Annotated in this window: 24 protein-coding genes; 8 read left to right on the top strand and 16 right to left on the bottom strand. The window is 68.8% G+C overall.

Annotated features, from left to right (window positions below; all coding sequences use genetic code 11):
- Nucleotides 1–9: 9 nt before the first annotated feature.
- Complete coding sequence (locus OV287_RS24955; RefSeq protein WP_267536538.1) at nt 10–954, bottom strand: AgmX/PglI C-terminal domain-containing protein; 945 nt, start codon at nt 952–954, stop codon at nt 10–12.
- An 81-nt stretch (nt 955–1035) separates the two neighbouring features.
- Between OV287_RS24955 and OV287_RS24950 the strand changes: the two genes are divergently transcribed.
- Nucleotides 1036–1899, top strand: a complete 864-nt coding sequence (locus OV287_RS24950; RefSeq protein WP_267536537.1) for a tRNA pseudouridine synthase A — start codon at nt 1036–1038, stop codon at nt 1897–1899.
- Here OV287_RS24950 and OV287_RS24945 read toward each other — a convergent pair.
- From OV287_RS24945 to OV287_RS24910, 8 genes are all read right to left on the bottom strand, one after another.
- On the bottom strand, nt 1896–2060 hold the full coding sequence (locus tag OV287_RS24945) for a ribbon-helix-helix domain-containing protein (protein ID WP_073562486.1): 165 nt from the start codon (nt 2058–2060) through the stop codon (nt 1896–1898). The two genes, OV287_RS24950 and OV287_RS24945, sit on opposite strands and share 4 nt — an antisense overlap.
- A gap of 327 nt (nt 2061–2387) precedes the next feature.
- Complete coding sequence (gene larE / locus OV287_RS24940; RefSeq protein WP_267536536.1) at nt 2388–3269, bottom strand: ATP-dependent sacrificial sulfur transferase LarE; 882 nt, start codon at nt 3267–3269, stop codon at nt 2388–2390.
- Nucleotides 3270–3376: 107 nt separating this feature from the next.
- Nucleotides 3377–4147, bottom strand: a complete 771-nt coding sequence (gene cysC / locus OV287_RS24935) for an adenylyl-sulfate kinase (protein WP_267536535.1) — start codon at nt 4145–4147, stop codon at nt 3377–3379.
- A gap of 164 nt (nt 4148–4311) precedes the next feature.
- Nucleotides 4312–4800, bottom strand: coding sequence for a M67 family metallopeptidase (locus OV287_RS24930; protein ID WP_267536534.1), 489 nt, complete (start codon nt 4798–4800; stop codon nt 4312–4314).
- Between the two features lie 121 nt (nt 4801–4921).
- Entirely contained in the window at nt 4922–5533 is a 612-nt protein-coding gene (locus OV287_RS24925; protein ID WP_267536533.1) for a ThiF family adenylyltransferase, read from the bottom strand.
- Nucleotides 5534–5537: 4 nt separating this feature from the next.
- Nucleotides 5538–5810: a ubiquitin-like small modifier protein 1 gene (locus OV287_RS24920; RefSeq protein WP_267536532.1), complete on the bottom strand. Its 273-nt coding sequence runs from the start codon at nt 5808–5810 to the stop codon at nt 5538–5540.
- A gap of 3 nt (nt 5811–5813) precedes the next feature.
- Entirely contained in the window at nt 5814–6056 is a 243-nt protein-coding gene (locus tag OV287_RS24915) for a sulfurtransferase TusA family protein (protein WP_267536531.1), read from the bottom strand.
- Nucleotides 6044–6769 carry a HesA/MoeB/ThiF family protein gene (locus tag OV287_RS24910; RefSeq protein ID WP_267536530.1) on the bottom strand — a complete coding sequence of 242 codons (726 nt, stop codon included), beginning with the start codon at nt 6767–6769 and terminating at the stop codon, nt 6044–6046. The genes OV287_RS24915 and OV287_RS24910 overlap by 13 nt, the downstream gene beginning before the upstream one ends.
- 164 nt (nt 6770–6933) lie before the next feature.
- On the opposite strand from OV287_RS24910, the gene OV287_RS24905 reads away from it, so the two are divergent.
- The 3 genes from OV287_RS24905 to OV287_RS24895 all read left to right on the top strand — a co-directional run bounded on the left by OV287_RS24905 (nt 6934) and on the right by OV287_RS24895 (nt 9424).
- Nucleotides 6934–7311, top strand: coding sequence for a hypothetical protein (locus OV287_RS24905; RefSeq protein WP_267536529.1), 378 nt, complete (start codon nt 6934–6936; stop codon nt 7309–7311).
- Nucleotides 7312–7400: 89 nt separating this feature from the next.
- Entirely contained in the window at nt 7401–8681 is a 1281-nt protein-coding gene (locus tag OV287_RS24900) for a sensor histidine kinase (RefSeq protein ID WP_267536528.1), read from the top strand.
- Nucleotides 8678–9424, top strand: coding sequence for a response regulator transcription factor (locus OV287_RS24895; protein ID WP_267536527.1), 747 nt, complete (start codon nt 8678–8680; stop codon nt 9422–9424). Before OV287_RS24900 ends, OV287_RS24895 begins: the two co-directional genes overlap by 4 nt.
- 24 nt (nt 9425–9448) lie before the next feature.
- Here OV287_RS24895 and OV287_RS24890 read toward each other — a convergent pair whose 3' ends face one another.
- A complete protein-coding gene (locus tag OV287_RS24890; RefSeq protein WP_267536526.1) occupies nt 9449–11110 on the bottom strand; it encodes a hypothetical protein in 1662 nt (553 codons plus the stop codon).
- 60 nt (nt 11111–11170) lie between these two features.
- Entirely contained in the window at nt 11171–12319 is a 1149-nt protein-coding gene (locus tag OV287_RS24885) for an AI-2E family transporter (RefSeq protein ID WP_267536525.1), read from the bottom strand.
- Nucleotides 12320–12426: 107 nt separating this feature from the next.
- On the opposite strand from OV287_RS24885, the gene OV287_RS24880 reads away from it, so the two are divergent.
- Entirely contained in the window at nt 12427–12924 is a 498-nt protein-coding gene (locus tag OV287_RS24880; RefSeq protein WP_267536524.1) for a hypothetical protein, read from the top strand.
- A gap of 48 nt (nt 12925–12972) precedes the next feature.
- On the opposite strand, the gene OV287_RS24875 is transcribed toward OV287_RS24880, so the two are convergent.
- The 5 genes from OV287_RS24875 to OV287_RS24855 form a co-directional block, all read right to left on the bottom strand.
- Entirely contained in the window at nt 12973–13083 is a 111-nt protein-coding gene (locus tag OV287_RS24875) for a hypothetical protein (RefSeq protein WP_047858218.1), read from the bottom strand.
- A gap of 40 nt (nt 13084–13123) precedes the next feature.
- Nucleotides 13124–14458 carry a DmpA family aminopeptidase gene (locus OV287_RS24870; RefSeq protein WP_267536523.1) on the bottom strand — a complete coding sequence of 445 codons (1335 nt, stop codon included), beginning with the start codon at nt 14456–14458 and terminating at the stop codon, nt 13124–13126.
- Between the two features lie 32 nt (nt 14459–14490).
- Entirely contained in the window at nt 14491–15138 is a 648-nt protein-coding gene (locus OV287_RS24865; protein WP_267536522.1) for a TetR/AcrR family transcriptional regulator, read from the bottom strand.
- A 76-nt stretch (nt 15139–15214) separates the two neighbouring features.
- Nucleotides 15215–16354 carry a LamG domain-containing protein gene (locus OV287_RS24860; RefSeq protein ID WP_267536521.1) on the bottom strand — a complete coding sequence of 380 codons (1140 nt, stop codon included), beginning with the start codon at nt 16352–16354 and terminating at the stop codon, nt 15215–15217.
- 135 nt (nt 16355–16489) lie between these two features.
- On the bottom strand, nt 16490–17551 hold the full coding sequence (locus tag OV287_RS24855) for an NAD(P)-dependent alcohol dehydrogenase (protein WP_267536520.1): 1062 nt from the start codon (nt 17549–17551) through the stop codon (nt 16490–16492).
- Between the two features lie 110 nt (nt 17552–17661).
- Here OV287_RS24855 and OV287_RS24850 point away from each other — a divergent pair, with 110 nt between their 5' ends.
- From OV287_RS24850 to OV287_RS24840, 3 genes are read left to right on the top strand one after another with little or no spacing between them, the layout of a single operon-like run.
- Entirely contained in the window at nt 17662–18624 is a 963-nt protein-coding gene (locus OV287_RS24850; RefSeq protein ID WP_267536519.1) for a LysR family transcriptional regulator, read from the top strand.
- Between the two features lie 38 nt (nt 18625–18662).
- A complete protein-coding gene (locus OV287_RS24845; protein ID WP_267536518.1) occupies nt 18663–19853 on the top strand; it encodes an acyl-CoA dehydrogenase family protein in 1191 nt (396 codons plus the stop codon).
- 6 nt (nt 19854–19859) lie between these two features.
- Nucleotides 19860–20645, top strand: a complete 786-nt coding sequence (locus tag OV287_RS24840) for a GNAT family N-acetyltransferase (RefSeq protein WP_267536517.1) — start codon at nt 19860–19862, stop codon at nt 20643–20645.
- Nucleotides 20646–20661 lie beyond the last annotated feature (16 nt).

Genomic DNA, 20661 nt, shown 5'->3' with positions numbered 1-20661 from the left:
TCTCCCTCCTCACTTCTTACCGATGGTGAACGCCAGGTTCACTGTGGCTCGCTCCCCCGTGTAGGGCTTGAAGGGCCACTTCTTCATCTCGCCCAGCAGGCAGTCGAAGAGCGGGCCCTTCTTGAGCTGAGGGTGGTCCACCCAGAGCTGCGCCACCCGGCCGTCATTGCCGATGGTGAACTCGAGCGGCACCTTGGCGGCGAAGCCCGGACGGCGCTCGGCCTCCGCCTTGAAGCACCGATGCAGCGTGGCCTGGCTCTGCTTCACCACCCGGTTGATGGCCGCCTGATCGTAGTTGACTTCCGTCGACATGCCGTCCGGGTCCGTGCTCACCCGGCCCGTCGGGCGCCCGCCCGTGGGACGGCGGTCCGGCTTCGACCCCGGCGTGAGCGAGGCCAGCTTCTCCGGCTTGTCGGTCTTGTCCGGCGTCGTCGTCTCGGTGGGCTTGCTGGGAGGCCGCTCCGACGTCTGCTGCTTCGGCTCGCCGGGGTACTCGAACAGCTCCTCGGGCCTGGAGCGCTTCGCCACGGTGATGACCGGCGCGGACACCTCGATGGAGAGCTCTTTGTCCACCCCCGGCAGGTACACCGACGAGTAGCGGGCGATCTGCCACGCCCCCGCCCCCAGCCCACCGAGCACCACCACCGCCACGCAGGCCGCGAGCAGCCCCTGGCGCATGCGGCGCGAACGCAGCGCCCGGGCCTCCGCCTCCACTCGCGTCTTCGCCGCCGCCTTGGACACGTGCAGCTTGAAGGCGTCCAGCTCCTCGAGCTTGCGGAAGCCGCTCGGGCCGGTGGCGGAGACCTCCGTCTTCCCGGTCAGCACTCCTGTGTACAGCTTCTCCACCAGTTGGTGGCCGGTCAGGGGACCGAGGACGAGATCCCCCTGGCGGTAGAGCCAATGGGAATCGAGTTGCTCCCTCTCGGGGTCATGGAGGTCTTTTGCTGCCGACATGGGCTAGGAAGTATCCCAGGCCGCACGAGTCATCACAACGCCCCTTCCACTTCCCTCTGCTCGCTCCCCCCTCTACGCCCCGTGAAGAGACTCCCCGCCGCCCTGTGGATCTGGTACCGAGGCACCCACTTCCGTGGCTATCAGCGCCAGCCGGAAGGCTCCACCGTCCAGGAAGCGCTCGAGGACTCGCTGCGCAAGGCCGGTGTCCCCTACCCCGTCATGGCCGCTGGCCGCACCGACCGCGGCGTCCATGCGCGCATGCAGGTGGTTAGCGTCCGGCTGCCGCCCTTCTACACCTCGGAGATGCTGTCCGAGCGGCTCCCACCCCAGCTCCCGCCAGATCTCGGACTGTGTGTCGCCCGGCGCCCCCCCGAGGGCTTCCACGCCCAATGGAGCGCCGCCGGCAAGGAGTACCGCTACCGTATTCAGCTTGGCGGCACCGTCTCCGAGGCCTGGCGGCCCTTCGTCATGGAGACCACCGCCGAGCCTCGGCTGATGGAGGGACGTGCGTTGACGCCCGAGCGGGTGGCGGAGGTGCTCGGCACCACCGTGGGCTGCCGTGACTTCGGCGCCTTCCACGAGAACTCCAGCCTGCGCAAGCCGCGCACCCTGGAGTCCGCCAACCTCCACGAGCTGGGCAATGGCCTCTTCGAGGCCCGCCTTCGCGGGGATGGCTTCGGGCGCTACCAGGTGCGCTACCTCGTGGGTTCCGCGCTGCTCACCGCCGCCGGTGTCCTCTCCGAGGAGCGCTTCCGCGCTGCGCTCGACTCGGGAACGTCCATCCCAGGGCTCAAGGCCCCCGCTCAGGGGCTCCTGCTCTGGGAGGTGCTCTACCCGCCCACCTTGGATCCGTTTCCCGCTGGGGAGCGGGCCCACGCCCCGGGTCTCCCCCTGGCGCCTCCCTTCTCCCTCTCCGCGGACACGGACTCCGAGGTCGCCGCCTAGTCGACCAGGCGATCCTCGTACTTCGTCAGCAGATCCGAGATCGCCTCCCGCAGGTACTCGCTCTGGCGGATCCTCGTCGAGCGCGACAGCTCCTTCAGGGCATCGAGCTTCTCGCGGTTGAGACGGAACACCACCGAGGTGAGGCGAGGATTCATGTCCATGTGCGTGATCTCCTACAGGTGCGCACAAGGTCTCACAGACGCATCGGATCGCAAGAAAATCCCCGCACCCGTCAGATCATGTGGGGATCTCCTGGGATCAGAATCGGATCACCAGGCGCCCCGCGCACGCAGCGGCTCTGCTCTACGTCCGATCCGCGCACGGATCCAAATCCCGGCCACGCTCACAGAGGGGAACTTGGGGTGCGAGATACCCTCACCCCAGCCCTCTCCCGGGGGGCGAGGGAGGTGGGGGCGCGGATCAACCGCGGATCAGCCAGGGGATCAACCTGGGATCAGCACGGGATCACCTGTTGGATCAGGCGCGGATCAGCTCACGACGGGCAATGGGTGGGCGTCCGCCGGCCTCTGGATGCCCGCCGCGTCGTTCATCCGCCCCGAACGGAACGGCTCGAGGTCCAAGGCCACGAACTTGAAGCCCAGTGCCTTGATCGCCTTGTCCACGTCGCGCCGCAGCTCCGCCGATAGGAAGCGCTCGTACTCCTCCGCCGCCAGCTCGATGCGCGCGATCTCCTCGTGGTAGCGCACCCGGAACTGCCGGAAGCCCCTCTTGCGCAGCTCCGACTCCGCCCCGGCGATCTGGAACAGCCGATCCCGCGTCACCGACGTCCCGTACGGAATCCGCGACGCCAGGCACGCCATCTGCGGCTTGTCCCACGTGGGCAGCCCCAACGCGTGGCTCCACGCCCGGATCTCCTCCTTCGTCAGCCCCGCCTTCGCCAGCGGCGACTGCACCGCGTGCTCCTTCGCCGCCTGGTGCCCCGGCCGGTGATCCTTGAAGTCGTCCGCGTTGAAGCCGTCCAGCACCACCTCCAGCCCCAGCTCCTTCCGCTTCGCCTCGCAGATGTCGTACAGCTCCGTCTTGCAGAAGTAGCAGCGGTTCGTCGGGTTGGCCGCGTAGCTCGGGTTGGCCAGCTCGTCGCTCGATACCACCAGGTGCCGCGCCCCCAGCTTCGCCGCCAGCTCCCGCGCCTCCTGCTCCTCCTCCGGGGCCACCGACGCCGACAGCGCCGTCAGCGCCAACGCCCGCTCCCCCAGTTCCTCCACCGCGATCTTCAGCACGAACGTGGAGTCCACCCCTCCCGAGAACGCCACCAGCGCCGAGCCGTGCACGCGCAACGCAGCACGCATCGCGTCCAGCTTGGGGCGGGAGGAATCACACAGGGCCTGAATCCGCTCGGGGGTCAGCATGGGGGCACCTCTATAAACGAAGAACCCCCGGGTTGCCTGCGCAACCTGGGGGTCCTCACTGCTCTCGGGCCCATGGTCCCTCGCCAGGAGGGACCCAGGCCACTCGACTAGCGAGCCTTGCGCTTGGGAGCCGCCGCCTTCTTGGCCGCCGGCTTGGCCACCCGGGCCGCCCGAGCCGCAGGACGCGCCTTGGCCCCCTTGCCCGCCGCGGCCTTCGCCGCCGGAGCCGCCTTCGCCGCCAGAGCCGCCTTGCTCGGCTTCGTGGCCGACGACACGCGCGTCACCTCGGTCTTCGTCGGAGGCTGCGCCTTCATCTTCTTGCCGGTGATGATCTTCAGCTCCTCGGACGTCACGTACCCGAGGTCCAGCAGCGACTGGAAGATCTTCCCCGCCCCGTCCTCCACGCTCTCCAAGTCCGAGTGGATCACCACCTCGGCCGAGGCCGGCGGCTCATACGGCTCGGTGATGCCGATGAAGTTGGGGATCTCCCCACCTAGCGCCTTCTTGTAGCGGCCCGTGCCGTCCCGCTCGATCAGCTTCTCGGTCGGGCAGTCCACGTACACTTCAATGTAGCGGCCGATCGTCCGGCGGTTGTCCTCGCGCCCCGCCTTGTACGGGCTCACGCAGGGCACCAGCACCGCCACGTTGTTACGCGTGAGCAGTCCGGCCACATACCCCAGCCGGCGGACGATGGTGTTGCGCTCGTCCTTGCTGTCCCCAATTCCCTGCCAGAGATCGTCGTGGAGCTCGTTCTCGTCGAGAATCTCCACGTTGCGATCCACCTGTCTGAGCCGGGCCGCGATGTAGGCAGCCATCGTACTCTTGCCAGTCCCGGACATGCCGGTCAGCCAAACGGTAAAACCAGTCGTCTGCGCCATAACGGGTCCCAAACTCCCTGCGCCTCCAAGGGGTTACATCCGTGCCCCCCCAACAGCGCGGCAGATCAAAAGTCGGGGGGGTTATAGACGAAAAACGCACCGTTTGACAATTCGCACCCACCTTTCCGCAGGTAGGGGGGGCAGCCAGCCAAGTGCCCGCCTTCTCAAGGGATTTTCGAGGGGTGGATCGACTCAAAGTCAAGCAAAACACGAAGGCCCCGAAAAAATCCGCACTCCCACCAGAAAATTTTCACATCCCTGACATACCCCGAGTGGATAGCGATCACGAGGTAGGAAACCCCCGGAAGCAGGGGCTCTCCGTCCGGGGTGGCCTGGCGCCGGTCCTCCTCGGAAAAGTCCGCATCGCCGTCCACATGCGAGTGGAATACACAGGCCACGTATTCGCCCCGGGCCTCCGCCTCCATCAGGACGCCGAGCCACTCCCGCGGCTCGAAGGCATAGGCCGTCCGGGAGGTACGAGGAAAACGCACAGGCTCTCGGGCATGAAGCTCGTCCTGGACGTTGCGCAGGGGGCGGACTCGCCAGGGCCCTGAGTCCCCGGCGCGCAGCAGCACCCCGCAACCTTCCCGGGGATAGGAAGCCACCAGGTGTCGGATGACATCCGACAAGTCTTCTGGCAGCGGGGGACTCACCCTGGCTCCTGGAACAACCGCGGCGGCCCCTCGCCGGCCCGAGGGGCCTGCCGCGCCCGTCCGAAGCTCGCAACGGGGCTAATGGGGATTATCGGGTTTTCCCATGGAAACGTTGTGGGACTCAACCACACCTGCCACAGCGCCTCATCGACAGGTCCGTCAGCAGGCCCGGAGCCTCCCACCCGCACGCGCCCAGCGCCGGCCCCAGCCCGATCAGCAACCGCTGGAGGATCAGCGCACCCAAGGCGCCCAACCCTACCCCGAGCGCCCCCGAGGGCAGAGCCCCCAGCGCGGCCGTGGTGGCCTCGAAACACTCGACACACCCATCGGCGCCTCGGAAGACGATCGCTCCTCGCGTCCCATCACCGCCCAGCGCCACCCAGGGGCCTTCTCCGTCCCAGGCCGCGGGCAGCTCCGCCAGGCGCCCGGTACCACGTGCGGGCAGTGCATCCGCGTTGAGCTCCGGCAACACCCGCTCGAGCACCTCCGAGCCCGACCGGCCCACCTCCCCCGCCTGGACAAGGAAGCCCTCGGCACCGGGCCCCAGGGGCTCGGGACCCGACTCCACCGCAGTGCCCCCGGCCGCCACGTACGCCGCGGCCGTCAGCCCCGCCGCCCCCGCCGCCTTCAGCCGCACGCCTCCCGCCAGCAGCTTCTCCTGCCCTCGCCCGCCCACCTCACGCAGGAGGATCTGCCTCGAGTAGCGGAGGATCTGCTCCTCGCGCAGCGCCATGGCCCTACCCTCCCGCGATGGCCGGGATGAGCGTGATGCGATCTCCCTCCGCCACCGGCGTGGACAGCTCCTGCAGGAAACGGATGTCCTCGTCGTTGAGGAACACGTTGACGTAGCGCCGCACGGCGCCCTTCTCGTCGAACACGCGCGGACCGATTCCCGGGTGCGCCTTCTCCAGGTTCTTCAGCACCTCGCCCACCGTGGCGCCTGCGACGCGGACCTCGCCCTTGTTGCCCGTAAGGCTCCGCATGGCGGTGGGAATACGAATCGTGGCCATCTCTCAGGCTCCTCCCTGCTTGCGCAGCAGCAACCGGTGCATCCCGTCTCCCCGAGGCTCCAGCGACAGCACCTCGTGGCCCTCCTCGCGGGCATTGCGCGGGACGTTCTTCAGCGGCTCATCCCCCCGCAGCACCACCTCCAGCACCGCGCCCTCGTCGAGCGCCTCCAGCGCCAGCTTGGTGCGCACGTACGTCATGGGGCAGACCTCACGGGTGATGTCCAACGTCCGGGTCACCGCATGCATCGGTCGATCTCCTCGGTGAAGACGGGCGGGCGAGAGCGGGAGCAGCCCTCACAATCGAGAGCGCGGCGCACGCGCACCTGGCGGCCCCGCAGCGTGGCGCCGTCGAGCACGTGCAGTATGGCCGTGCCGTCCACCGCCGGGGCCGAGCCCGACAGCCGCTCCAGAACCAGCATGGCCTGAAGCGCGCCCACCAGCCCCGCCATCGAGCCAAGCACCCCCGCCTGGGCGCACGTGGGTACCGCATCCGGCGAAGGGGGCTCCTCGTACACGCAGCGCAGGCAGGGCCCGCCGGGCTCCACGCGCAGCGCCTGCCCCTGCATCCGCAGCACCCCGCCGTAGACGAGCGGCACCCCGGTGGCCACCGCCACGTCCGACAGGAAGAGCTTGGTGGACGTACCGTCGGTGGCATCCACCACCGCGTCATGGGCCTGGAACAAGGAGGCGGCGTTGCGATCGTCCACCCGCTCGGCGAGCGTCTCCACCCGCAGGGCCGGGAAGGCGCGCCGCAGCCCCTCCGCCGCCGACTCCACCTTGAGCCGGCCCACGTCCGGGGTGCGGTGCCAGAGCTGCCGGTGGAGGTTCGTCACGTCCACCCGGTCCGGGTCCACCAGCGTCAGGTGTCCCACGCCCGCGCGCGCGAGCGCCAGCGAGGCCGGACAGCCCAATCCGCCCGCCCCCACCACCAGCACCCGTGCCGAAGCCACTCGTTCCACGCGCGCGACCCTCGCCGAGCCCCCCGTCCGCCGTCAACCCCGCCTGGCGAAAAGCCGCCCCGCCCCGCACCCGAACGAATATCTTCCCGCCCCGCCCCGTCGCCACCCAGACACACGCATCTGGCGCGGAAGCACCTTCACCGCTCCTTCCCTCTTGAGGACTCATGAGACACGCGCTCGCCCTCCTCGCCGTCGCCCTGCTCGCCACTGGCTGCCCCAAGAAGACCGGGGAGAACCAGCCCGCCGACAACCCCTCCGCCAACGACGCCGGCCAGACCGGCTCCTCCGGCGCCAGCCTCACCGCCCCCACCGATGCCGGCCCCACGGCCCAGGGTGGCGACAAGGCCGCGGTGGAGGCCTGCGTGGACCGGTGGCTCCAGGAGCACAAGCTGGACAGCTACGGCAACGCCGAGGGCACCATGTACGCGGGCGGCACCCCGCTCTTCAACGAGGCCACCGGCGAGAGCCGTGACCGCCTCGAGTTCGTCTTCGAGCGCCAGCCCGAGGCCCGCAAGGCCTGCGTCACCCAGCCCGCGAAGTAGTCCCCGGCCCCCAAAACCAGGGGGGCAGGCATCATCCCGAGTGACGGGATTCCCGAAAACCCGGCAGGTCCCTTAAGCTTGCCGGCCTGATGGAACCCGCCCTCGCGCTCGAAGAAGACAATCCCGACTCGCACCGGCGTGCTCGCGTGCGCGCGGTGCTCGAGCGGCGCAAGCTCACCGACAGCGTCTCCGCCGAGCAGGCCGCGGCCTCGTGGGAGCAGGATCGCTTCGTGGCCCGAGCCCGCGCCCTCTTCTACGCGCGCCTCATGTTCCTCACCCTGGGCCTGGCCATCCTCGCGGTGCCCGACTGGTCCTCCTACTTCGGCTTCCAGGGCAACTTCGCCTTCGCCGGCTACTTCGCGATGCTCCTCTACAGCGTCGCGAACTTCACCGTCATCGACCACCCCAAGGCCGGCCGCTGGGTGACGTACATCACCCTGTGCTTCGATCTGCTCATCGTGGTGGTGCTCATCGCCAAGCCCCAGGTCGGCGGTGGTCTGCAGAGCCCGCTGCTCGGCACGCAGCTCATCTTCACCACCCTCTTCGCCATCCTCTTCCCCAAGCCGCTGGCGATCCTCCCCTCCATGCTGGCGCTGCCCATCACCGCCCGGCTGGATCTGCTCCTCAACCGCGAGGTCACCGCCGTCGAGGTCCTCACCCTGCTGTGGTACTCGGCGCTCAACTTCACCGTCGTCTACGTGCTCGTGTACCTCAACGAGCGCGAGGCCGCCTCCCACCGCGAGGTGGTGGAGCTCCAGGGCGATCTCAAGGAGCTGGCCGTGGTGGAGGAGCGCAGCCGGCTGGCCCGGGAGATCCACGACGGCCTGGGCGCCTCGCTCTCCTCGATGATCATCCAGTCCGAGTTCATCCTCGGCATGGCGAAGGACGACTCCTTGCGCTCCGAAATCCAGGAGCTCAAGGCCACCGCCGAGGAGTCCATCGAGGAGCTGCGCCGCAACCTGCAGATGATGCGCGAGGACTTCGAGCTGACCCAGGGGCTCGAGGACTACGTGAAGACGTTCGGCGACCGCACCCAGGTGGACCTGCGCTTCGAGCGCACCGGCCTGCCCCGCAAGCTGACCCCGGATGCCCAGCTCACCCTCTTCCGCATCCTCCAGGAGTGCCTCTCCAACGCCGTCAAACACGCCGAGCCCAAGCAGGTGCAGGTGAAGCTCGACTACGACCTGGACCGGGTGCACCTCATCGTCCGCGACGACGGCAAGGGCTTCGACCTGAAGCAGACGCCTCGCGGGCACTATGGCCTGCTCAATATGCGCGAGCGGGCCATGAAGATCGGCGGTACCCTCATCGTGGACTCGGCGCCAGGTAACGGCACCCGCGTATCCTTCTCCCTACCTACCAGCCCATGACCGAAGCGATCGCGCCCTCCCCCATCCGCGTCTTCGTCGTCGAGGATCAGACGAAGATCCTCAAGAACCAGCTCCGCCTGCTCGAGAGCAACCAGGACATCACCATCGTTGGCACCGCGCTGTCCGGCGAGGCCGCGCTCGAGGAGGTGCCCCGGGTGAATCCGGACGTCCTCCTGCTGGACCTGGGCCTGCCTCGCATGAGCGGCATCGACGTCACCCGCGAGGTCAAGGCGCGGTGGCCCCAGGTGGAGATCCTCATCTTCACCATCTTCGACGAGGAGGACAAAGTCCTCGAAGCCGTGAAGGCCGGGGCCTCGGGCTACCTGCTCAAGGGCACGCCCGCGGACAAGATCATCGAGGCCATCAAGGAGGTGCGCGCTGGCGGCACCGTCATCCAGCCCAGCCTCGCGCGCCGACTGCTGCGCCACTTCCGCGTGGAGCCGGACTCGGGCCCCGTGCCCACCGAGCCCGTGGCCTCACCGCCCGCCCCCGCCGCGCCCGAGCCCCCGGCCGCCGCGCCCTCCGAGGCCAGCGAGCCCCTGCTCAAGCCGCTGTCCAACCGCGAGACGGAGCTGCTCCAGCTCATCGCCAAGGGTGTGTCCAACAGCGAGGCGGCCCGGCTGCTCAACCTCTCCAAGGCCACCATCCGCACCCACCTCGAGCACATCTACCGCAAGCTCGAGGTCACCAACCGCGTCGAGGCCGTCACCGAGGGCATCCGCAAGGGCCTCATCTCGGTGTGACGGCCCGGGGCATCGCCCGGGGTCTCACCAGGAGGCGGTGACCCCCGCGATGATGCTCGAGTAGGACTCCTCGGCCACACCGCCCTCGGTCCAGCCGCGCCGGGTGCCCTGCCCCGTGTAGCGATCCTTGTAGGACTCCAGCCGGAAACGCGCGGAGTAGCCAATCGGGCCCCAGATGTCGCCCGCCACGCCCAGCTCCGCCGCCCAGCCCAGGCTCGACACCGCCTCGCCGTAGTCGCGCACCTCGGCCGCCAGCGAGCCATCAGCGTCCCCCCAGGGCGACTGCCCGGGATTGGGCCGCAGGAAGAGCTGACCCGAGCCCTGGATACGAACCAGGCGCATCAACGGCACCGACACGTCCAGCCCCACCGCCGGGTAGAACCGGTGCACCACCGGCAGCGGCGTCTCCACCTGCTCGCCTACGTCGAACTCCCGGCCGAGCGCCCCCACCCGCAGCCCGGCGTAGCCGAACAGCGGCGTCCCCTCCTTCCCCAGGTCGAAGAAGTAGCGGTACGCGAGCATGGCTCCGTAAGCCGTGTCCGTTGCGTACACCTCACGCTCGGGCGTCTCTCCAACGGGCGTCGACACCTGCACCGTCGTCCGCGCGAAGCTGCGCTGGTAGGCCAGCGTGAGCCCCACACCGCGCAGCAGCGTCGGCCAGTGCGCCAGAGGGAACACCTCCGCCTCCGCGGCGATCCCCACGTACGGCGCATTCGAGGTGAAGTCCGTGATGTCCCCCACCTGCTGCTCCGGAGGCCGGGCGTCGTACTCGGCGCACGACGTCGCACCCGGCCGCGCGCAATACCGGCGCCACGTCACCGGCGCCCCCAGCAGCACCTTCAACCGCGGAGGCATCCGGCCCTCGGCCGCTACCCCCTCCTCCTCAGGAAAACCTCCGCCACTGCCCTCGAGCTCCGTGAGGTACGTGTGCGACTCCTCGTCCAGCTCCACCCACGCGGGCACGGGCTTGGACTCCGGAACAAGCGCAGGCTTCGGCGCCCGAGGCGTGGCCTCGGACTTTGGAGCGGAGGCGGTCCCCTGCGCTGGCGACGGCTCGGGCTCCAGCGGACGGGCCGGCTTCACCGCCTCCGGCTCTCCCTTGCCCGCCGCGTGGGGCTCGGGCGCTGGCTGCTCCACCGTAGGCGCAGGCTGAGGGGCGGGGACGGGCGCGGAGTCGGCCACGGGCGGCTGCTCGGGCGCTGGCGGGGGCGCGACAGCAGGCGCGTTCGCCGCCTTCACCGCGTCGAGCACCGCCTGGGTGAACTTCCGGGCCTCATACTTCGGGAGCAATCCGCGCTGCAGCACGAACTCCCCGGTCCACACCTCCTGGCCGTTCTCGTCGAGGAGCCGGGCGTTGAAGGTGCTGTAGGTCCGCCCCGCCGAGCCCGTGAGCACGGCATCCACCTTGAGCTTCGGTGCCAGGCGAGCCACCGCCCGGGGGTCCACGGCGGCCTGGCCTCGCAGTTTCTGCTTCGCGGCCGCCTTGGCCCACGCCGCGGGCGGCAGCACCTGCACCTTTCGCGTCTTGCGCAGGAGCCCCGTCACCTGGGCGCGCAGCTTGTTGTTCTTGTCTCCTTCAATCGCGGAGACGGCCACGCGCTCGGCGAGCGCGGCCTGCGAGGTGAGCATCACAGCCAGGGCGAGCACCGCGCCCCAGCGATACAGCCAGCGTCCAGAGGCCATCATGGATGAGCAGCAGCCTCACCCAGCGTGTGGGCCCTTGTCCAGGCTCGTGGAAGCCGAGCGTCAGACCTCGGCCACCGAGGGCGCGGGAGTCATCGCGGGCTGCCGCACGGGGAGCGGCTGCTGCGCCACCATGGACACGGGCTCGGACACCGGAGGCAGCACCGGCGGCTGGAGCCCCAGGAAGTCGCGCCGGTAGATGCGCACCATGGCCATGAAGAGCGAGGCGATGAGCGGCCCCACCAGCAGGCCCATCATCCCGAACACCGCCAGCCCGCCGAACATGGAGAGGAAGACGAGCAGCGGGTGGAGCGTCATCCGCGAGCCGCACAGCTTCGGCCGGATGACGTTGTCGATGCTGCCCACCACGAAGGCGCCCCAGGCCAGCAGGAAGACGCCTTCGTTCACCTTTCCGGCCAGCAGCAGCACCACACCGATGGGGCCCCAGATGAGCGCCGTGCCTCCCACCGGCACCAGCGCCACCAGCGCCATGGCCGCGCCCCACACCCCCGCGTGCGGCACCTTCGCCAGCATCAGCCCCACCATCCCCAGCGCCCCCTGCACGAAGGCGGTAATGGTGTTGCCGTAGACGATGGCGTGCGCCACGTCGGTGAACTCCTGCGCGAACGCCTGGATGTAGCGCTTGTCCAGCGGAATGAGCTGCGTGGACTCCGCCCAGAGACGACGGCCATCCAGGAAGAAGTAGTACATGGCCACCGACATCAGGAACAGATCGATGATCAGCTCCGTGCCGGCCCCCAGGAGATCCTTGAGCACCGAGGCCCCACTGGCCATGGCCCCCACCAGAGCCTGCTCCGTCTGCGAGCCGTGCAGATTCGCTGGCACGTAGCGCCGCAGGCCCCTCGGCAGGCTCGCGACGAGCTGCTGCTGATTCATCTGGTCCAGCAGCACCTGCGCATGCTCCATCAGCCCCAGCACCTCGCGGGCCACCAGCCACCCCACCACCGACAGCGGCACCAGGATGAGCAGGAAGACGGCCCCCGTGGACAGGCCGGCGCACAACGACGGACAGCCCCGCAGCCGGGTCCGGAACAGGACATCCTGCAGCGGCCGGAACAGCACCACCAGGAAGCCCCCCAACAGCACCGGCATCAGGAAAGGAAGCAGGATTCTCGAGAAGAGAATCAGCGCCAGGGCAAACAGCCCTGCGAAGATAAGATTGGACCACCGTTTTGTGTCGAGCCCAGTCACGCCCACCCCTCCACCCCCACGACACCACCCCGCCCAGGATGCGACAGAACGTAGGAACTTCGATTCCCTGCGGGAAGCCTGGGCCTCTTTCGCGAGGTAGACGATCCATGACTTCTGGACGCTTCAGCTTCCCCACCTTCGCCCTCACGTTGGCGGGAGCGCTGCTGCTCGCCCCCGGGTGCGGTGGGGGCTCCTCCCAGGGCTGCACCGATTGCCCCCCCATGGAGGGCACCTACGGCCTGGAGCTGGCGCCGGGGACAACACCCTCCGCCTGCGACGGCATGACGGTGACGCTGCCCGAGGGACCCTTGGAGGTCAGCCGCCAGGGCAGTGAGCTCACCGCGACGCTGGACGGTCTGACGCTGCGCGGCACGCTCTACCGGACGTACGACTTCAGCCTGGCGGGCAACAGCCTGGGGCAACAGTCAGATGGAGGGACCCAGTGGCCCGACTCGACAGTCCTCTCTGGGCGCTACATCCCAGCGATTGGGGACGGCGGCGTGCCCAGACTGGCGGGGGAGTGGCTGGGGAACTTCTCGAGCACCATGGCCGGCAGCACCCGGCGATGCTCGGTGACCCGCTCCTTCACGGCGCCCCGCCAGTAGGCAGGCGAGCGTGCTCGCGCGGAGCGGGTCCGAGGCAACCGAGCGAGATTACTTCTTCTCGCCCTCGGCCGCCTTGGCCGCCTTGCGCTTGAACTGGCGCTTCCACTTCTGCTTGATCTTGTTCTGAACGCGGCGGTGCTTGCTCTTGCTGCGGGCCATGTAGGTGACTCCTGATGGAGGTAGGACAGACGAGGGGCGCCTAACTACCAGAAGATCCTCCGGATGAGGAGTCCTCGATATCGTCCGGGGCCGGCCGGGTGGGATACGGGATGCCTTCCGCCCCCCGGACCTCGGTGGGGAGCACCGCTCCCGCCGTCACCTCGCCCTCCTTGTCCACGTCCGCCGGCTTCTCCCGAGCCACGGGGGCGCTCGTCTGCTGGGGGCGCTTCTTCACGGAGGCGAAGATGGGCCGGCAGGCCTGAACGAAGCGCCGCACCTCGTCCAGCGGCAGCGCCGGGACGTAGTTGTCGTTCACCCCCTTCATGGAGGTGGCCATGCACATGGAGTTGAGGATGGCCTCCTCGGTGGCCTCCATCACCGCCTCGTAGAGGGGATCCAAGCGCTGATCCAGGAGGATCTTCAGCTTGTAGACCATCTTCTGGGTGCGCCGGGGGATGATGTTGGCGGTGGAGAACCCCACCACGATCTCCCCCGAGCCGTGCGCCGCGTAGCTGCCCACCCGGCCAATGCCCAGCGACACGCGCTTGCACAGACGGTTGATCTGATGGCTGAGCAACGGGGCATCGGTGGCCACCACGGCGATGATGGAGCCGTACGTCTGCCCGCGCCGAGGCGTGTCCTTGAACTTCTCGGCGAGCACCTCGCCCACGGGCAGGCCGCCCACGCGCAGGTTGTGCATCTTGCCGAAGTTGCTCATCACCAGGACGCCCAGGGTGAACCCCCCCAGGGCCTCGGGGAGCTTGCGCGAGGAGGTGCCGATGCCGCCCTTGAAGTCGCACGTCACCATGCCGGTGCCGCCGCCCACGTTGCCCTCGGGCACAGGGCCCTCCGAGGCGTTGCGGATGGCCTCGAAGACGTGCTCGGCGCGCACGTGCCGGCCGGAGATGTCGTTGAGGTAGCTGTCGTCGCACTCGCCGACGATGGGGATGATGACGTCGTGCTCGTCACCAATGCCCGGGTACTTCTCCACCATGTGACGGGCCAGGGCGTCGGACGCGGCGCCCACGGACATGGTGTTGGTGAGGAGCATGGGCGTCTCCACCAGGCCCCACTCCATGAGCTGCGTCATGCCGGCCACCTCGCCGGCCCCGTTGAGCACGAAGCCGCCTCCGTTCAGGCGCTCCATGAAGATGTTGCTGCGGTTGGGCAGGATGGCGGTGACACCCGTGCGCACAGGGCCATGGCCCGGCCGCAACGGCCCCTCGCCTCGAATGATGGTGCTGTGCCCGACGAGCACGCCCTCCACGTCGGTGATGGCGTTGTGCCGGCCGGTCTTGAAGCGCCCCAGTGGGATGCCCAGTTCCCGGGCTCGGACGCGCTTCTCGGTGGACTCGCTCTCGGGGGGGTTGGCCATGGGGCGCCAACCTAGCCGAGGCGCTCTCGCGGTCAATTGCCCGTCGTGCGCTCCAGCCCTTGTATCAACAGACGCGTCTGCTCCCAGGCCAGGGCCTCGGCCTGAGGAACGGTGGTGACGCCCGAGAACTCCAGCTTCCGGTCCACCAGCAGCGAGCCCAGCCCGTGCACCAGCGACCAGCACGTCAGCGCGAGCATGCGGGGCTCGCCCTCGCGCATCTCGCCGGTCCGCTGGCCCTCGGCGATGGAGTCCACCAACAGGCCGAACGCATCCGTGTCCCCGCCGGGCGGACCCAGTTTCGGCGGCCGGGTGAAGTGAGGCCCGAACATCACCCGGAAGTGCGCGGGGTGCTCCATGGCGAAGAGGACGTAGGCCACGCCGCAGGCCATCAGGCGTCTGTTGGGCGTCGACTCCCGGGCCATGCGCTCCTTCATGCGGGCCGTCATGACGCGGAAGCCCTCCTCGGCCACCGCCTCCAGCAGCGCCTCCTTGTCCGCGAAATGGCGGTAGGGCGCCGCGTGCGTCACCCCCGCCCGCCGGGCCACCTCCCGGAGGGACAGAGCACCGAAGCCCTCCTCGGAGATGAGGGTCAGCGAGGCGTCCAACAGCGCCCTGCGCAGATCTCCATGGTGGTAGTGGGGTTTGTCCGCCGTCTTCTTCCGGGTGCCGCGGGTGGCCATGCCGCCCTCCTCACTCAACCACCCTTCTCGCGCAGTATGTAACCACTGTCCACATCGAATATGGAGGACGGCCGCCCTACTCCGAGCCCCAGGTGGCATCGCGGATGAGACCATGGTTCTCGCTGGGGGAAATGTCATGGGCGATGACACCGTCCCCTTCGTTCAGCGGCCAGTAGCCGACGAGGCCCTGCTCCTTGCCCGTGAAGGTCCGGTCCTTGTCCGCGCGGACCTCCTGCTGGCCGCGAGGCATGTTCCAGATGCGCACGTCGCGGATGTCTCCCTGGAAGAAGCGCTCGCGCCCACCGCCCCTGGCGCCGATGCCCCACGTCGCATCCACGAAGAGGGAACCGAGCGTCTGAGCCGTGGAGGACGCCAACTCCCCATCTCGGTAGAGGACCCAGCGGGTGCCGTCGTAGACCCCGGCCAGGTAGACCCACCGGCCCACGTCCGAGGAGGGAACGTCAGCGCTCGTGGAGAAGTCCTGCCCGTTGAAGGAGCCGACCTGGTAACGCCCGTTGTTGATGCGGAGGTAGACCTCGGAGAGTGGCGAGTTGGAGTGACCGTGAACCACGATGTTGCGGATGCCATTCAAGGATCGCGGCCGGACCCACGCTTCGATCGTGATGGGGCCGAAGAAGATCAACTCCCTCGGGTTGCCCAGCTCGATGTAGGACTGCTTGCCATCAAGGCTCAGGAACGCCGGCTTCTGAGGGGCCTGATCCGCCTGTCCCGCCTCGCCCGCACCGCCCACCCCAGCCTCTTCTCCACCCCGGCCGCGAAGCGCGAAGAAGGTGGCCAGGGAGATGATGAGGATGCCGGCGGCTAGCGCGATCCACGCGATGGGGAGCTTCTTCTTCGGCGCAGGAGCCTGGGGAAGTGGAACCTGGAAGCTCGCCGAGGGCCCGACGGTAAACTCCTCATCGGGATTGGCCACGTTCACCATGGACAGATGGAACGCGTGCTGCCCCTGAGGCGTGCCATGAGGGACGTTCACCTTGACGGTGTACTGATGGGTGCCATCGGGGGGGAAGTCGCGTTCGGACTCCCCCTCGAGCGCCAACCAGTCCTTCGACGTCGCACCTTCCGGCTCGACGACGGCACGGCCCCGCACCGGACGCCCCAACGCGTTGGAGACCGTGAAGGTGAGCTCTCCCCGGCCCATCCCATCCAGCCGGATCGACGAAGTGGACGTGGTAATGGCGAAACCGCGAACCATGCGCGCCTCCCTTGAAGACCTGGACTTGTCGTCCGCTTCAAGGGTGGACATGGGCCGGGAGGGACGTGATGCCCCGAAGGGCCGCATGCCACGCTCCCAGCGAATGAGGAGCCAGGCCCTCGGCCCCTTGCAGGCCTACCGCGCGTTCGCGCCAGAGAGCGACGCCAGATCGATGACGAAGCGGTAGCGGACATCGCCCTTGAGCATGCGCTCGTAGGCCTCGTTGATCTTCTGGATGGGGATGATCTCGATGTCGGAGACGATCTGGTGCTTGGCGCAGTAGTCGAGCATCTCCTGCGTCTCGGCGATGCCTCCGATGCTGGAGCCAGCCAGCCGCTTGTTTCCGCCGATGAGAGAGAAGGCGGCCACGGGCGCCGGCTCCGGAGGAACACCGACGAGCACCATCGCGCCCTGGGGGCGCAGCAGGCTCAGGTACTGGTTGTAGTCGTGCTGCGCGGAGATGGTGTCGATGATGAGATCGAGCCGGCCCGCCAACCTCTTGAAGGTGGCCTCATCCCGGGTGACCTCGAACGCCTGTGCGCCCAACCGGCGAGCATCGGCCTCCTTCGCGCGCGAGGTGCTGAGCACCGTCACCTCGGCGCCCATGGACACGGCGAACTTCACCGCCATGTGGCCGAGCCCGCCCAGGCCCACCACGCCCACTCGGTCGCCCTTCTTGCAGTTCCACTGCCGGAGCGGCGAGTACGTCGTGATGCCAGCGCAGAGGAGCGGCGCCGCGCTCGCGGGGTCGAGGCCCGCGGGGACCTTCAGCGCGAAGTGCTCGGCGACGACGATCTGCGAGGCATAACCGCCGTGAGTCGGCGTCTTCCGGTCCAGCTCGGTGCTGTTGTAGGTGTAGGCGACGCCCTTCAGGCAGAACTGCTCCAGGTCCTGACGGCACGACGAGCAGTCACGGCAGGCGTCCACCATGCAGCCGACGCCCGCCATGTCGCCCACCTTGAGCTTCTTGACGTGCTGGCCGACCTGCCGGACCCGTCCGATGATCTCGTGGCCCGGCACCATGGGGTAGATGGAGCCGCCCCACTCGTCACGCGCCTGGTGGATGTCGGAGTGGCAGACTCCGCAGTAGAGGATGTCGATGAGCACGTCATGGGGACCGGGCTCGCGCTGCTCGAACGAATACGGCGCCAGGGGCTTGCCAGCGGCGGCAGCGGCATAAGCAGAGGTCTTCAGCATGGGGTCTTCCTTCAGGAGGGGGGATTGACTCGAACGCATCCTGATATGCGCCGGACACACCGCCTTCGAAACTGGCGTAACGCACATGGGTCATTTAGGAAAGCTTCACGATGGCCCTCACCCCACTCAATGCCCTGCACGGCTTCCTCGCCGTCGCTCGCCACCGCGGCTTCGCGCCCGCTGCCTCCATGCTGGGCGTCTCTCCGTCTGCTTTGAGCCAGGCCGTCCGCCAACTGGAGGAGCGCCTGGGTGTCACCCTGCTCACGCGGACCTCCAGGAGTGTGGCGCTCACGGATGCGGGACGGCGCCTGCTGGAGAACGCTGGGCCAGCCATAGACCAGGCGCTCGATGCACTCAAGACAGCTTCGGCGCAGCCAGGCGAGGTGACAGGAAGGGTCCGGCTGTCCGTCCCATCGATAGCCATCCCCATCGTCATCGCTCCCCTACTGCCCAGGTTCCATGCACGCCATCCGAAGGTGGAGGTCGAGGTCCGAGTCGAGGACCGCTTCGTGGATATCGTTGCGGAGGAGCTCGATGCGGGCATCCGCCTGTCAGAATCCATCGAGCGCGACATGGTGCAGGTCCGACTCTTCGAGTCCTGCCGGTTCGTCGTGGTAGCAGCGCCTGCGTACCTCGCGCGGAGGGGCACTCCGGAGACGCCGAAGGATCTGCTGTCCCACGACTGCATCTGCATCCGGTCCACCACCACCGGTGGGCTCTATCAGTGGGAGCTGGAGCGCGGGCAGCAGACCTGGCGCATCCCTGTCCGAGGGCCCATCGTCACCAACGATGGGGCGCTGATGCTGGAGATGGCCGAGGCCGGCATGGGGCTCATGTACGCATTCGAGCCCACGCTTGCCGAGCAGCTACGGCGAGGGACGCTGAAGGTGGTCCTGGAGCCCTTCGCGCCCGTGGTCCCGGGCCTCTTCCTCTACTTCCCCAGCCGAGCCCAGGTCTCACCGGCCCTCCGGGCCTTCGTGGACATCGCGCGCGAGGCCGCGGCGGAGCGGAAGCTGCCGACGCCACGAGACGCGGCCGTCCCGGCGGGCCCGCGGAAGCCGCGGAAGCGCTGAGTCCGGGAGCCTCGCGTTTCGAGTACGCTCTCCGCCCCATGACGATCTCCTCCGCCGTCGCCGCGAAGCCCTCTGGAGAGCACCCGATGCTCGCCGCCATCCGCGAACTCGCTCCCAAGGTGGCCCCTCGCTCCGAGGAGATTGAAACAGCCCGCCGGCTGCCAGCCGATCTCGCCCGCGAGCTGGCCCAGGCGGGTGTCTTCCGCATGGCCGTGCCCGAGGCCTACGGAGGCCTCGAGCTCCACCCCACCCTCATCGTCGAGGCCATCGAGTCGCTCTCCCGGGCGGACGCCTCGGCGGGCTGGTGCGCCATGATCGGCTCCCTCACTGCCATCTGCTCGGCCTGGCTGCCCGAAGCGGAGGCGCGCCTCATCTACGGCGATCCGGAGGTCATCACCGGCGGAGTGGCCGCTCCCATGGGGCGAGCCGAGCTGGTGGAGGGCGGCTACCGCGTCACCGGGCGTTGGCCCTGGGCCAGTGGCAGCCAGAACTGCCGCTGGCTGGCCGGAGGCGTGGTGGTGATGAAGGACGGACGCCCGCGCATGCTGGGTGAGAACGTCCCCGAGGTGCGCGTGCTCTTCTTCCCCATCGAGGACGTGACGCTGCACGACACCTGGCACGCCGCGGGCCTGTGCGGCACGGGCAGCGGCGACATGGAGGTGAAGGACGTCTTCGTCCCCGCCGGGCGGAGCCTGTCGTTCTTCACCGAGCGCCCCCGTCTCGACCGGCCGCTCTACGGCATGCCGCCGTTCGGGATGCTGGCCCTGGGCATCCCGTCTGTCGCGCTCGGCATCGCCCGGCGTGCCATCGACGAGCTGAAGGCCCTGGCGCTCCAGAAGAAGATCATGCCCGCGGGCCGCCACCTGCTGGCCACGCGGCCGGCGGTGCAGGAAGCGGTGGCGGAAGCCGAGGCCACCCTCCGCGCCGCACGCGCCTTCCTGTTCGAGACCGTTAACACCATGTTCGAGGCCGCCTCGCGCCGCGAGGTGTCCGTGCATCACCGGGCGGAGCTACGGCTGGCGTGTACGCACACCACCCGGAGCGCCGCGCGCGCGGTGGACCGCATGTACGAGGCCGCGGGAGGCACGGCCGTCTACCGCGCCAGCCCGCTGCAGCGCTGCCTGCGCGACATTCACGTGGCCACGCAGCACGGCATGGTCGCCCCGCCCACCCTGGAGACCATCGGCGGCGTCCTGCTCGGGCTGGACGCCCACGCCGTCATGCTCTGAGCCCCCATGTCGACCCGTGACCTCGAAACCGGGAGCGAGCGCCTCCGCGAAGTGCTGGAGCCCCCCCGAAGAGCCTTCATCCCGCTACCGGATACGCAGGTCATCGAGCGTCCCGGCTGGCTGCAGCTCATCACGCCCTCGCTGCGCCAGGGCGGCCTCAACGAGGTGGCTTTCTCGGCCCTGGATGAGAAGGAAGCGGACGCCGTCATCGACGAGACGATCGAGACCTACCGCCGGCTCGGGCTGCGCTTCCGGTGGAGCGTGGGGCCCGACAGCCGGCCCGCGGATCTCGCCGAGCGGCTCGAGCGCCGGGGTCTGCGCCGGAACGAGACGCTGGGGATGATCCGCGAGACCGCGGACGCACCGGCGAGCTCCGAGGGAGACGTCACCGTGGAGCAGGTGGACGAGCACACGGTGGAGGAGTACTCGCGAACCATGGCCGAGGGCTGGGAGATGACGGACCCAGCGCCGATCATCGCGTTCAATCGGCTCGTCCTCGCCCACCCCGCGGGCCGCCACCGCCTCTTCCTGGCGCGGTATCGGGGCGCACCGGCGGGCACAGCGGGACTGGTCGCCTTCGAGCGCTCCGTGTACCTGCTCGGCGGCGTCGTGCTCCCCACCTTCCGCAAGCGAGGGCTGTACCGGGCGCTCGTCACCGCGCGGCTCCACTACGCCGCCGGGCGGGGCATTCCCTTCGCCACCAGCCACGCCCGCGCGAGCACCTCCGCCCCGCTCCTGGAGCGCCTCGGCTTCGAGACGCTCTGCCGATTCCCGATGTTCACCAACGACTGATCGAAACGCGCACCTA

It is taken from the genome of Archangium lansingense (assembly GCF_026626635.1).
In the GTDB taxonomy this organism is placed as follows: Bacteria; Myxococcota; Myxococcia; order Myxococcales; family Myxococcaceae; genus Archangium; species Archangium lansingense.
The sequence above is the reverse complement of the archived record's forward strand: the minus strand, read 5'-3'. Positions and strand labels throughout refer to the sequence as shown.